This window comes from Citrobacter sp. TBCS-14 (assembly GCF_005280805.1).
GTDB lineage: Bacteria > Pseudomonadota > Gammaproteobacteria > Enterobacterales > Enterobacteriaceae > Citrobacter > Citrobacter gillenii.
The window spans coordinates 63,045-75,687 of the sequence record NZ_SZWM01000295.1 but is presented as its reverse complement, the minus strand read 5'-3'; the positions used below and the strand labels follow the sequence as shown (position 1 = coordinate 75,687).

Below are 12,643 nucleotides of genomic sequence, written 5' to 3'. Positions count from 1 at the left end.
GTGGTTGTTATTTTTCTTTGCGGACGGGACCGCAAAGGTCCAGAATTGGGTGAATTTCCCTCCGTCCAGGAGGGATTTGTAAAGAATACCACAATGTTGGTATGTGTGTTCCAATATGGTTAAAAGAAAGTGAATAAGATTATTCAAGAAAACATCGAAAATGTGACGGCTTTGACGGGATCGCGCCAGTTGACCCTCTGGAAACGCGAGGATTTGCAACATCCTCAGCCGGATGTCGTCGCTGAAGAAGTGCCCGTTGCGTTGGTGTACAACGGGATTTCGCACGTGGTGATGATGGCGTCACCGAAAGATCTTGAGCATTTTGCGATGGGCTTTTCACTTTCTGAAGGCATTATTGAGTCCCCGCAGGATATCTACGGCATGGAAGTGGTGCCTTCTTGTAACGGATTAGAAGTTCAGGTTGAGCTGTCCAGCCGTCGTTTTATGGGATTGAAAGAGCGCCGTCGAGCTTTGGCCGGTCGTACCGGTTGTGGCGTTTGCGGCGTGGAACAGCTCAATGACATTGGCAAGCCGGTTCAGCCTTTGGCGTTTACCCAGACGTTTAACCTGGCGGACCTCGATCGCGCGTTAAAGCATCTGCACGACTTCCAGCCCGTGGGGCAACTGACGGGCTGTACGCACGCAGCGGCCTGGGTCCAGCCGTCGGGGAACCTGGCGGGAGGGCATGAAGATGTGGGCCGTCACGTGGCGCTGGATAAACTGCTCGGGCGGCGTGCAATTGAAGGCGAAACATGGCGGCAGGGAGCCGTTTTAGTCTCCAGTCGCGCCAGCTATGAGATGGTGCAAAAGTCGGCGATGTGCGGCGTGGAGATTCTGTTTGCTGTCTCTGCCGCGACGACACTGGCCGTAGAAGTAGCCGAACGCTGTAACCTGACGCTGGTGGGTTTTTGTAAACCGGGCAGGGCAACGATTTATACGCATCCGGAACGTCTGGTGGCGGAGTAACGCCACCAGGCTGCCACAATGCTGCCTGAGAATGCCAGCTCCATCATGACAGCAACGGGCGAGCCGACGATGGCATTGTTCAGTAGCCAGCACAGGCTGCCGCACAATGTGTATCCACGTAATTTTCCACCCTGTGTCTGAAACGACGCATAGGTCATCAGCAGGCTTCCTGCGAGCGGCAGCAGGCCCCACATTCCCTGCCAGAGATAAGCACTACACAGCAGTGACCCCATCATAAATCCCCACATGGCCCAGCGGCGTTGCGTCACGATGGCTATCGCATAACGACAGGCGGCGATGAGCATTAATCCTGCGGCGGCGGGTTGATGCAAAAGATAAAAATGAATGGCCAGCAGGCTGGTTGAGCTGGTCAACAGCACTAACGTCATCGCCCGACGCCGGAAATGAAAGGCTGAAATATCCAGCACAAAGCTGATGCAGGCCAGCAGCTGAGAGAGAAAAAATGCGTTCATCATGCGCGCCATCTTGTGAAGAGTGGCGGGACAATAATCTATGCGAAAAGCGAATGCGTTAACCTTTGTTAAGGCGCTGGCGAATGCGGGACAGGCTAACGGGCGTAATGCCAATGTAGTGGGCGAGGTCCCGCTGAGTGAGCTGCAATTCCCAACTGGGAAAGTGTGTCTGAACATACTGGTAGCGTTGTTCTGGCGTATTAAGCAGCAGCATTTGTTCTTTTTTCTCTTTGTAGATCAACTGCTGGACCAGGAGCTGTGTCTTGATGTCCTGATATTCCGGCGCATCCAGCAATGCAAGCGAGATTTCACTGATTTCGCCCGGGGTGATCATTTGCAGGCTGTAATCTGCCGAGGTGTGGGTTAGCCAGTTCAGGTACAGAAAACAATATTCACCCGGGAAGTAAAACTCTTTCACCCGTTCTGAACCGTTGGGTGAGTGATACACCGCACGGGCAACGCCATGATGTAAATAATAAATTTTGCTTTGCCTTTCACCCTGACGCAGTAACCAACTGCCCGCAGAGAGTGGTTTTTTTCGCGAGCCTGACAGCAATTTTTGATCGTATTCGGCTGACATGTTATCTCTCAAATAATTTGAATAAGACAGGCAAATCCTTCCGCTTTTAGTTGTGCGGTGTGAGGGCTATTATTTATCACATCAAGGCACGGTGCCTTACTCAAACAACTAAATTAAAGGGTTTACATCATGAAAAACATCAAAACTTTTGTCGCAGTTATCGCTCTTGCTACCTCTTTCGGTTCTTTCGCTGCTCAGTCTGTTACCGCTACCGGGTCAACTCTGGAAAGCACTGAAGCAAAAATTGCCGCTCAGGCGGAACGTGCTGGCGCAAGCGATTATAAAATCACTCAGGCCTACAGCGGTAACCGTGTGCATATGACCGCTGAATTGCTGAAATAAAATACCTCAGTACTGTCGAAAGAGCGCCCTTGAGGCGCTTTTTTAGTTTATTCCCGCCATCCTTAACAACGCCGTCACCACAGCAGCGGCGATAATCACCATAATCAACGGCACTTTGCGCCAGGCGAGGAACACTGCAAACCCCACGCCGAGAACGCGCGCCATACCAGCAAAGTGCTCACCTTCGTAAAAGGTGGTCGCCAGGGCGACGGAGAACAGTAATACCGTCGCGGCATCGGAAAGCAGCGCCTGCGAGCGCGTGGAAAATGCCAGACGGCTCCCCAACTTTGCTCCACCTAAACGCATCAAATAGGTTCCCAGAGAGAGTACGGCGATACCGACGATAAACAGCGTCATGTTGCCCATTATTTTTTCCTCGCCAGTAAGCCAAACAGTGAAAGCAGTACCGGCAGGCCCACCGGCGCAAACGGGACGGCGGCGAGCGACAGCGCAGCACCGCTGCAGGCGCGAACCAGCGTGGTACGGTTTTTAAATGCCGGGACCACTAAGGCCAGCAGAATGGCAGGGAAAACGGCATCCAGGCCGATGGTTTCTGGGGCGGGCAGTAGCTTGCCAACCATCGCCCCAAGCAGCGTGCCCAGCGGCCAGACAATGGCTACGCCCAGTCCGCACAGCCAGTAGGCGGCTTTGCGCTGCTCCGGCATTTTTTGCGACAGGCCAAACACCACGCTTTCATCGTTCATGATATGGCAGCCGAGGAAACTGGCGGCCCGCGTTCCCACCAGATCGCGTACCGTCACGCCAAACGGCACGTGGCGTGCGTTGACCAGTAAACCGGCAGCAGCAGCGGCAAGCGGATTACCACCGCTGGCAACAATCCCGATAAACATAAACTCAGACGCACCCGCCAGCACTGTAATCGAGAGCACAAACGGCACCCACAGCGGGAAGCCGTAAGCCATCGCCAGCGAGCCGTATGACATGCCGACTACGCCGACAGCCAGACAGACTAAAAATATTGCTTTTATCGTGTCGCCTTTGAGACTGGAAAAATAATGTTTCATCCTGCTTTAGCCATATCGAACGAATTTCCATTATAATGAACGCAACAAGATTGCTTTACAAGTCGAACGATTCGTTCGATATAAAGAACATGGAGTCATGTATGACCCAACCCATCAGTATGATTGCGAAAAGCCTGGTGCGTGAACGTCAGCGTACCGGTCTGTCGCTGGCAGAAATCGCCCGCCGCGCGGGCATTGCAAAATCGACGCTCTCGCAGTTGGAGGCGGGCAATGGCAATCCTAGCCTGGAAACGCTGTGGTCGCTGTGTGTGGCGCTGGATATTCCCTTTGCGCGATTGCTGGAGCCTGTGGTGCAAAAAACCCAGGTGATACGCCGGGGTGAAGGGACCAAAGTGGTGGCGGAGCAGGCCCATTATCAGGCTATTTTACTGGCGGCCTGTCCACCGGGCGCACGGCGAGATATCTATCTGTTGTTGACGCAACCGGGTGCTGACCGCATCTCACACCCGCATCCGCCGGGGTCTGTTGAGCATATTATTGTGACGCAGGGGAAGGCGCTGGTGGGACTGACCGACGCGCCGGAAGAGTTAGGCGAAGGGGATTACATTTGTTATCCCGCGGACCAGGCACATATCTTTAAAGCGCTGGAGCCGGATACCCAGGCGATTCTGGTTTCTGAGCAGAACTAACTGTTATGTTGCGTTGTGCCGGATGCGGCGCGTTAGCGCCTTATCCGGCCAACAATACTACTGCAGATAAAACACTTCTTTTAGCTCCGCACTCACCGGGCTGTTGTCCGGATTAGTGGGCATCACGTCACGCATATGCTTCCACCAACGCTGACACACGTCGGTGCTGGCGACGGCATTCCAGCGTTCTTCGGATTCAATCTCAACGGTGGCAAACAACAGGCTGCGCTCCTGGTCGAGATAAATCGCGTAGTGATGCGCGCCGTGGGCTTTCAGTACGGCTTCCAGCTCCGGCCAGATGGGATTATGCCGACGCTGATACTCAACGTGCGCGTCGGCATTCACCTGCATCACAAAGGCTTTGCGGATCATAACGCCTCCAGATACAGCGCGCGGACGTCTTCGCGGCTGGCGGTGCGCGGATTGCATGGTGCGCACGGATCGGCGAGTGCTTTGTCCAGCCACCCCTCAATGTCCTCTTTGGTCACGCCTAGCTGGCTGAAGCCTGCCGGAATGCCCACGCGCTTGCTCAGGGCACGGATCGCGTTGATGGCTTCCATGCTTGCTACTTCATCGCTCATCCCACGGGTATCAACCCCCATGGCCTGTGCTATGCGGGCAAAGCGTGCCACGGCGTTTGGACGGTTAAAGTTTTCGATAATCGGCAGCAGGATAGCGTTGCAGACGCCGTGCGGCAGATTGTGCGTCGCGCCCGGCTGGTGTGCCAGCGCATGCACCAGACCCAGACCTGCACTGTTGAACGCCATCCCCGCCAGATACTGACCAAATGCCATTTGCTCACGGGCTTCGAGGTTGTGACCCTCGTCGACGGCTTTAGGCAGCCACTGGTTGATCAGGCGAATAGCTTCCAGGGCATTGGCGTCGGTTAACGGGTGCGCGCCAACAGAAACATAGGCTTCCACCGCGTGGGTCAGGGCGTCCATACCGGTAGCGGCGGTGACTGAGGCAGGAATTTCCAGCATCACGCTGGCGTCATCGACGGCGATATCCGGAATAATGTTCGGATCGATGATGACTTCTTTCACCTTGCGTGCGGAATCAATGATCACCGCATTGCTGGTCATTTCTGCGGCCGTACCCGCGGTGGTGTTAATGGCAACCAGCGGTACGCCGGCATTTTTAACTTTGCCCACGCCGGAATAGGCGGTAGACGGGCCAGGGTTGGCGGTCAGGATTTTCACCGCTTTAGCGGTATCGATCGGGCTGCCGCCGCCGAAAGCGATGATGTAATCACATTCAGCGTCCTGGTATGCGGCAAAACCTTGCTGGACCAGTTCTTCCGTTGGGTTCGGGAATACGTCGTCGAACAGATGATACGACATTTTATGCGCATCAAGGGCGGTAAACAGGCTGTCCAGCAGGCCCAGTTTGACCAGTTGACCGTCGGTTACGATCAGCGCCTTACCCCATTGCTTGTTCGCCACGAGGTTGACCATATCACCAATCGCACCAGCGCCGTGCAGACTGATTTTTGGCAGTGCCAACATAAAGCTCATAAGTATTCTCCTGAATAATAAATCCCTGGTGCCCGATGGCGCTTCGCTTATCGGGCCTACGGTTAAATAGGGACCGTCATGTAGGCCGGATAAGGCAAAGCCGCATCCGGCGTTGAATGAGGGAGGTATCAGTACAGCTCTAATGCGCTGGCCAGTGGGGTCACGCCAAAACGTTTGCCGAGAGCAATGAGCTCTTCACGCGTGATGGTTTGCTTCATACCGCCCATCGAATAGATTTTGACCAAAACTTCGGCCGATTTCTCTGCGGTATCTATCAAACCGAACGCTTCGTCGAGCGTCGGGCCGCTGCCAAATACGCCGTGGAACGGCCACAACACCAGAGAATGCTGCTGCATTGAAACTGCCGTCGCTTCACCGATTTCGTCGGTACCCGGCACCATCCACGGCAGAATGCCTACGCCGTCCGGGAACACCACCAGACATTCGGTGCTGCCTTCCCACAGTTTGCGGGTGATCAGCGCAGTGCTGTTTTCCAGCACATAGGTCAGAGCAATCAGATTGGTGGCATGGCAGTGCATGATCACGCGGTCTTTGCCATCGGTGGCTTTAATGCGCTCGCAGTGGGAAAGGAAGTGTGCGGGCAGTTCGGAGGTCGGTACGGCTTCGTGGGTCAGCCCCCAAAGAATGTGGTAGCCAGCGCCGTCGCTGTCGATTTTTACCACACCTAAATTGGCTGCCGGATCGAGCTGGACGTTGCGGAAGAATTTGCCGGAACCGGTAACGATAAACGGCGTGTTAGCCAGCAGCGGCATCGGCTGGCTCAGCGCGATGTAGCGCGGTTCTTCGTGGAAATCAGCGGTAAAAGGGGCGATATCAGCCTCATCCAGGCGCAGCGTCAGGTTGCCGCCGTTACGCTCATCCCAACCTTTCAGCCAGGCATCAGAAGTGGCTTTGATCATCCCCTGGACGAACCAGGAGGTAGTAATATTTTGCATGGTCGGTGTTCCTGTTTATTGCCCGAACGGGTGTCGGGTCTTACGTAGGCCGGATAAGCGCAGCGCCATCCGGCGTAGTGTTTTGTACGTTGCCGGATGGCGGCGCTAACGCACCTTATCCGGCCTACAAGGCAGACAGCGCCTTTAGCTACGCTTGCTCAGTACGTCTTTTTCATACGTGCGGACGTTGTCCAGCCACTGGCTGCCGGCTGGGGTGTCGTGACGCTGGCAATACATCTCCCAGACGGCCTGCCATGGCAGCGATTTCTGTTCTTCCAGCAGGGCCAGGCGGGCGGTGTAGTCGCCGCTAGCTTCGAGTTGGCGCAGTTGCTCAGTGGGTTCTAACAGCGCACGCAGCAGGGCTTTCTTCATATTGCGGGTGCCGATCACCCATGCGGCAATGCGGTTGATGGAGGCGTCGAAGAAGTCGAGGCCAATGTGTACGCGGTCGAACAGATTATGGCGTACGATCTCGCTGGCAATCGCCTGAGTTTCATCATCCAGCAATACCACGTGGTCGCTGTCCCAGCGCACCGGACGGCTGACGTGCAGCAGCAGGCGCGGCACGTACAGCATGGCGGCAGAGATCTTGTCGGAAATCACTTCAGTCGGATGGAAGTGACCTGCATCCAGGCACAGTGCGGTCTGGCGGCTGGTGGCGTAGCCCATGTAAAACTCGTTGGAGCCAACGGTGTAGCTTTCTGCGCCGATACCAAACAGTTTGCTCTCGACGGCATCAATATGATGCGCCGGGTCGAACTTCTCGCTGATGACGTCGTCCAGTGCTTCCAGCAGGCGCTGGCGTGGTGCCAGGCGGTCAATGGTGATGTCTTTCATGCCATCCGGGATCCAGATGTTCATCACCGACGGCGTACCCAGCTGTTCGCCAAAGTACGCGGAGACGCGACGGCTGGCTTTGCAGTGGTCAATCCAGAACTGGCGGATGCTGTCGTCAGCGTGTGCCAGCGTGAAACCGTCGGCACTCAACGGATGCGAGAAGCATGACGGGTTGAAATCCAGCCCTAACTGGTTCGCTTTCGCCCATTCCACCCAGTTTTTAAAGTGTTCAGGTTTGATTTGGTCACGGGATACCGGGGTATCGGATTCCAGGTAGATAGCGTGCAGGTTCAGACGCTTAGGACCCGGGATCAGGCTTAGTGCCTGCTCCAGATCGGCGCGCAGTTCAACGGCGTTACGCGCTTTTCCTGGATAGTTACCGGTGGCCTGAATGCCGCCGGTGAGCGAACCTTCCGGGTTTTCGAATCCGGCGACATCATCGCCCTGCCAGCAGTGCATGGAGACCGGCAGACGATCGAGCTGGCGTAATGCCTCCTCGACATCGATACCTACCGCGGCGAAACGCAGTTTTGCCAGTTCCCAGGCTTGTTCAAGTTGAGTGGTCATGCGCAAAGCTCCTTTGTCTGTCGTGTTGATTGAAACTGCGCCTGGTAGCGGGCAATTTCACTGTCAGTATTTGGGATGAAGGTTGTCAGGTCGTAGTTAGCGGTCACCACCTGGCGGAAATCATCGACGTTGTTAAGTTCGTCCAGCGTCATCAGCTGAACGCCAATATTGCCGAGCGTAGAGGCCTCAACAGGCCCGGACATGACGCGGATACCGCATGCATCCGCGCACAGTTGGTTGAGCAGGGCGTTCTGGCAGCCGCCGCCAACAATGTGCAGTTGGTTGAAGGCGTGACCACGAAGGTGTGCTAGTTCCTGCAGGACGTCGGCATACAGCAGAGCCAGACTGTCGAAAATACAGCGCGCCAACTCAGCATCCTGAACCGGAACGGGTTGACCGGATTCGCGGCATGCGGCCTGAATTTCTGCGCTCATATCAACTGGGTTGATAAAGCGATCGTCGTTCGGGTTGACCAGGAATTGGCAGGCCGGTAGCGCTTCGGTTTTCGCGATCAGCGCGGGCAGGTCGGTAATCTGCCGCTCTTTTAATACGCGTTGCAGCAGCCACAGCCCCATAATATTTTTCAGCACGCGGTAACGTCCTTCCGCGCCGCCTTCGTTGGTGATATTTGCCGCCAGCGCGGCCTCGTTGGCATACGGTGTTTTGCTCTCAAACCCCATCAGGGACCAGGTACCGGAAGAGAGATAAGCGCTGTTGTTATCGGCCAGCGGTGAAGCGATGACCGCGCTGGCGGTGTCGTGGCTGGCGACGGCAACCACCGGGATCTGATTTTTCTGCGGGCAGATCCAGTGACCAATCACGTTCCCCGGATGCGTTGGGCGACCAAACCAGGCTTTGTCTGCGCCGGTCCATGCCAGCAGGGTGTCATCCCAGTCGTCGGTGTTGATATTGACCAACTGCGTAGTGGTGGCGTTGGTATATTCCCAGTTCATTTCGCCGGTCAGGCGGTAGCCGAAGTAGTCGGGGATCATCAGGGCATGCGCCACCTGCGGGACCAGCTCTGGCTGCTGTTCGACCAGTGCGCGGAGCTGATACAGGGTGTTAAAGGGCAGAAACTGAATGCCGCTCCGACGATAGATCTCGCTGTTACCCAGTTGCGCTAAAGCTTGCGACATCACGCCGGTAGTGCGGCTGTCGCGGTAAGAGACCGGCAGACCGACGCGCTGACCGTCTTTACCGATCAGGACGTAATCCACGCCCCAGGTATCAATCCCGATGCTGTCAATCAGGATGCCTTGATCGCAGACCTTCTTCAGCCCCAGGCGAATGTCGTTTTCCAGGCTGTCGATATCCCAGGTGTCAAAACCGTCTGTTTTTTGCAGACAGTTCGCGAAACGGTGGATTTCACGCAGCGTCAGGGTGCGGTGGTCACTGTCGTAACGTGCCAGCATTACGCGTCCGCTGGATGCGCCGAGATCGACAGCGACACAATGGCGAAGAGTCATAGCGAGGTCCTTCTGAGTTTTATTGCACTCAGTCTAAGAACCCCTGGAACGGCGTACCTTCTTGTTAGTGACAGTCACAATAAGCCGCTGGCAGCATGGCAAAGGTGAACGTGATGCTGTTCACAGTTTCGTGTAATGGGCGGGATTTTGTCTGATGTGACCCCTTCCGCATTTCCCGATCTTTCCTGTCGTTTCTTGAAGAATTAACCGTGTTTACGCACTTTGGCGTCAAAAATTTAAGGTGAGGGTCATAACCCTTAATTACTATGCAGCCATGTTCATTTGATCTGGAAGGAAGTCATCATGACCGTACTGCATTGCGTGGATTTTTTTCCGACAGGTAAAGCGCCTGTGGCGATCGAACCGCGACTGCCCCAGACTGCTTTTCCCGAGCATCATCATGATTTTCATGAAATTGTGATAGTTGAGCATGGAACAGGTATTCATGTTTTCAATGGACAGCCCTACACCATTAGCGGCGGGACGGTCTGTTTTGTCCGCGATCATGACAGACACTTATATGAACATACTGACAACCTGTGCCTGACAAATGTACTGTATCGTTCCCCGGATGCGTTTCAGTTTCTGGCTGGGTTAAACCAGTTGTTACCTCAGGAGCAGAACGGTCAGTATCCGTCCCACTGGCGCGTGAATCAGGGCGTACTGCAGCAGGTCCGTCACTTGGTGGGGCAAATAGAGCATCTTGGTGAGGAGATGGATACGCCGACGGCGGCCAATCGCGAGATCCTGTTTATGCAACTGCTGGTGCTGCTACGCAAAAGTAGTCTGATGGAAGCGGCAGCGGATAACGATGCGCGACTAAACCGGCTGATGGCGTGGTTGGAAGATAATTTTGCCGACGAAGTCTGCTGGGATGCGGTGGCTGAGCAGTTTTCGCTCTCTTTACGCACCTTGCACCGTCAGCTCAAACAGCAAACCGGGCTGACGCCGCAGCGCTATCTCAATCGCCTGCGGCTAATCAAAGCACGGCACTTATTGCGCCATAGCGATGACAGCGTTACGGACATCGCTTATCGCTGCGGTTTTGGCGACAGTAACCACTTTTCGACGCTATTTCGCCGGGAGTTTAACTGGTCACCGCGCGATATTCGCCAGGGCCGCGACGTCATGGCCGGAAGCAGCCTCCAGTAACGCGAAAGCTATCAACGTTTTTTACCGTCCGTTTGCTGATAATCATACCCTTTAATGCCGGATGGCGGCTGCGCCTTGTCCGGCCTACATGAATGCCCTGTAGGCCGAATAAGCGCAGCGCATCCGGCAAGCGTTCAGGTTGAGGTGATGTGGTGGCGAATCAGCTAGTCCTTCTGAAATCAGACTTTTTTGCGAGCGAACAGCAGGCCGTCGCCGTCGCCGATCGCTATCCGCAGGATGTGTTTGCCGAACATACTCATGAGTTTTGTGAGCTGGTGATGGTCTGGCGTGGCAATGGTCTGCATGTTCTCAACGATCGGCCGTATCGAATAACCCGTGGCGATCTGTTTTACATTCGCGCCGCAGACAAACACTCGTACACCTCTGTTAACGACCTCGTCCTGCAGAATATTATCTACTGCCCTGAGCGGTTGACGCTGAATCTGGGATGGGAAGATGTGATCCCCGGTTTTAACAACGGCACGCCGTGCCAGCCCCACTGGCGGCTGGGCAGTGCCGGTATGGCTCAGGCTCGACAGGTGATTAGCCAACTGGAACACGAAAGCCAGCAGCGCGATCCGTTATGTAATGATATGGCGGAGCTGTTGTTCGGACAGTTGGTGACGCTTCTCAAGCGCCATCGTTATGCCACGGATAGGCTCCCGGCCACCACCAGTGAAACACTGCTGGATAAGCTGATCACCGCGCTGGCCGGCAGCCATGAGCATACCTTTGAACTGGATAAATTCTGTCAACGGGAGCAGTGCAGCGAGCGCGTGCTGCGTCAGCAGTTTCGCAGCCAGACTGGAATGACCATCAACCAGTATCTTCGACAGGTGCGGGTCTGCCACGCTCAGTATTTGCTGCAACATAGCAAGTTGATGATTGGTGAGATTTCTATGCGTTGTGGCTTTGAGGACAGTAACTACTTTTCGGTGGTGTTTACGCGAGAAACCGGGATGACGCCGAGCCAGTGGCGTCATCTCAGTAATCCGCAGGACTAGCTGGCCATTCCCAGACCGACAATGTTTGCGGCAAGGATAATCACCACGCAGCCGAGGCTCAGCACGCTGACAGGGCGTTTTCCCGCATTGCTCCACTCTTTCATGATCAGGCCGACGATACCGCCGCACAGGACGTAGAAACTCATGTGCAGCATCCAGCTCATGTAGTCATACTGCGCCGGAATTTTGGCATGGCCCCAGGCGTAAAAGAAGAACTGGAGATACCACATCAGACCGGCAAGGGCCGAGAACAGGATGTTGCTGATAATAAGTGGTTTTGCTAACGAGAAGTCGGCTTTTACCGACAGGTTCTTCATTTTTGCCAGACGAATGAAGCAGAATCCCAGGTTGATCACCGCACCGCCGCCCATAATGACTACGTAGCTTGGCAGAGCGACATACAAAGGATCGATACCGAGCGCAGCGGCGGCTTCGTGCATCGGTTTAGCCGCATCCATGGCAAAGGACATCCCTGCGGAGAAAAAGCCGCACATCACCGCCAGTATTAGACCTTTTTTCAGGTTGAACTCTTCGGCTTTGATACCCATCTTGCGTTCTTTTAACTGTCCTGCTCGAGTGACTATCGCCACGCCGATCAGCGCGACCAGCACACCAAGCAGGGTCATACGCCCACCCGGCGTGCCGATGAGCACGTCAAATTTACCGGCAATGATTGGTGTCATTAAGGTGCCAACAATCAGCGTAATGCCGATAGCGATGCCGATCCCCATCGACATGCCGAGATAGCGCATGGTCAGACCATAGTTGATATTACCGATCCCCCACATTGCGCCGAATAAAAATACCGGCAGTAGTGTGGATGCGCTGAATGAACTGTAATAGGCCCAGAAGTCTGGCAGCAGGATTGCGCTGACGAGCCAGGGCAGGATCAACCATGAAACAAAACCGCCTATGGACCACATGGTCTCCCAGGACCAGTGTTGTACCTTTTTAAAAGGGGCATAAAAACAAGCGGCACTAGCGGCACCGATAAGATGCCATAATATCCCCATCGTAATTGCGTTACCCATTCTGGTTCCTTTTAAATTGTCGTTCTGGCTGGATGAAAATCACCCGTTTTGATATTCAAAAAGTCTAAAGAGTGAGC

At 54.8% G+C, this 12,643-nt stretch carries 15 protein-coding genes; 5 read left to right on the top strand and 10 right to left on the bottom strand.

The window, feature by feature from the left end; genetic code table 11:
- The first annotated feature begins 129 nt into the window (after positions 1–129).
- Positions 130–966, top strand: coding sequence for a formate dehydrogenase accessory sulfurtransferase FdhD (fdhD, locus tag FDX22_RS14775; RefSeq protein ID WP_146717407.1), 837 nt, complete (start codon positions 130–132; stop codon positions 964–966).
- On the opposite strand, the gene FDX22_RS14770 is transcribed toward fdhD, so the two are convergent.
- Both FDX22_RS14770 and FDX22_RS14765 read right to left on the bottom strand, forming a co-directional pair.
- On the bottom strand, positions 933–1,442 hold the full coding sequence (locus FDX22_RS14770; protein WP_228758165.1) for a YgjV family protein: 510 nt from the start codon (positions 1,440–1,442) through the stop codon (positions 933–935). The genes fdhD and FDX22_RS14770 overlap by 34 nt on opposite strands.
- A gap of 55 nt (positions 1,443–1,497) precedes the next feature.
- Positions 1,498–2,019, bottom strand: a complete 522-nt coding sequence (locus FDX22_RS14765; RefSeq protein WP_146717406.1) for a Crp/Fnr family transcriptional regulator — start codon at positions 2,017–2,019, stop codon at positions 1,498–1,500.
- A 129-nt stretch (positions 2,020–2,148) separates the two neighbouring features.
- Between FDX22_RS14765 and FDX22_RS14760 the strand changes: the two genes are divergently transcribed.
- The gene (locus FDX22_RS14760; protein ID WP_115259805.1) at positions 2,149–2,361 is read left to right on the top strand and encodes a YdgH/BhsA/McbA-like domain containing protein; all 213 of its coding nucleotides are present in this window, start codon (positions 2,149–2,151) and stop codon (positions 2,359–2,361) included.
- A 42-nt stretch (positions 2,362–2,403) separates the two neighbouring features.
- On the opposite strand, the gene FDX22_RS14755 is transcribed toward FDX22_RS14760, so the two are convergent.
- A complete protein-coding gene (locus FDX22_RS14755) occupies positions 2,404–2,727 on the bottom strand; it encodes an AzlD domain-containing protein (protein ID WP_115259804.1) in 324 nt (107 codons plus the stop codon).
- Entirely contained in the window at positions 2,727–3,386 is a 660-nt protein-coding gene (locus tag FDX22_RS14750) for an AzlC family ABC transporter permease (RefSeq protein ID WP_146717405.1), read from the bottom strand. Before FDX22_RS14750 ends, FDX22_RS14755 begins: the two co-directional genes overlap by 1 nt.
- Positions 3,387–3,487: 101 nt before the next feature.
- Between FDX22_RS14750 and FDX22_RS14745 the strand changes: the two genes are divergently transcribed.
- Positions 3,488–4,036 carry a helix-turn-helix domain-containing protein gene (locus FDX22_RS14745; RefSeq protein WP_135912772.1) on the top strand — a complete coding sequence of 183 codons (549 nt, stop codon included), beginning with the start codon at positions 3,488–3,490 and terminating at the stop codon, positions 4,034–4,036.
- A 57-nt stretch (positions 4,037–4,093) separates the two neighbouring features.
- Here FDX22_RS14745 and rhaM read toward each other — a convergent pair whose 3' ends face one another.
- The 5 genes from rhaM to rhaB all read right to left on the bottom strand — a co-directional run bounded on the left by rhaM (position 4,094) and on the right by rhaB (position 9,379).
- On the bottom strand, positions 4,094–4,408 hold the full coding sequence (gene rhaM, locus FDX22_RS14740) for an L-rhamnose mutarotase (protein WP_096758846.1): 315 nt from the start codon (positions 4,406–4,408) through the stop codon (positions 4,094–4,096).
- Positions 4,405–5,553, bottom strand: coding sequence for a lactaldehyde reductase (gene fucO / locus FDX22_RS14735; RefSeq protein ID WP_146717404.1), 1,149 nt, complete (start codon positions 5,551–5,553; stop codon positions 4,405–4,407). The genes rhaM and fucO overlap by 4 nt, the downstream gene beginning before the upstream one ends.
- A 128-nt stretch (positions 5,554–5,681) precedes the next feature.
- Positions 5,682–6,509 (bottom strand): rhamnulose-1-phosphate aldolase, encoded by an 828-nt coding sequence (gene rhaD / locus FDX22_RS14730; protein WP_115259799.1) that lies wholly within the window; start codon positions 6,507–6,509, stop codon positions 5,682–5,684.
- 144 nt (positions 6,510–6,653) lie between these two features.
- Positions 6,654–7,913, bottom strand: coding sequence for an L-rhamnose isomerase (gene rhaA, locus FDX22_RS14725; protein ID WP_137362844.1), 1,260 nt, complete (start codon positions 7,911–7,913; stop codon positions 6,654–6,656).
- Positions 7,910–9,379 carry a rhamnulokinase gene (rhaB, locus tag FDX22_RS14720; RefSeq protein WP_117343649.1) on the bottom strand — a complete coding sequence of 490 codons (1,470 nt, stop codon included), beginning with the start codon at positions 9,377–9,379 and terminating at the stop codon, positions 7,910–7,912. Before rhaB ends, rhaA begins: the two co-directional genes overlap by 4 nt.
- Positions 9,380–9,682: 303 nt before the next feature.
- Here rhaB and rhaS point away from each other — a divergent pair, with 303 nt between their 5' ends.
- Both rhaS and rhaR read left to right on the top strand, forming a co-directional pair.
- Positions 9,683–10,531, top strand: a complete 849-nt coding sequence (rhaS, locus tag FDX22_RS14715) for an HTH-type transcriptional activator RhaS (protein ID WP_096758841.1) — start codon at positions 9,683–9,685, stop codon at positions 10,529–10,531.
- 152 nt (positions 10,532–10,683) lie between these two features.
- Positions 10,684–11,535 (top strand): HTH-type transcriptional activator RhaR, encoded by an 852-nt coding sequence (gene rhaR, locus FDX22_RS14710; RefSeq protein ID WP_117343676.1) that lies wholly within the window; start codon positions 10,684–10,686, stop codon positions 11,533–11,535.
- Here rhaR and rhaT read toward each other — a convergent pair.
- Complete coding sequence (gene rhaT, locus FDX22_RS14705; protein WP_117343650.1) at positions 11,532–12,566, bottom strand: L-rhamnose/proton symporter RhaT; 1,035 nt, start codon at positions 12,564–12,566, stop codon at positions 11,532–11,534. The genes rhaR and rhaT overlap by 4 nt on opposite strands.
- Positions 12,567–12,643 lie beyond the last annotated feature (77 nt).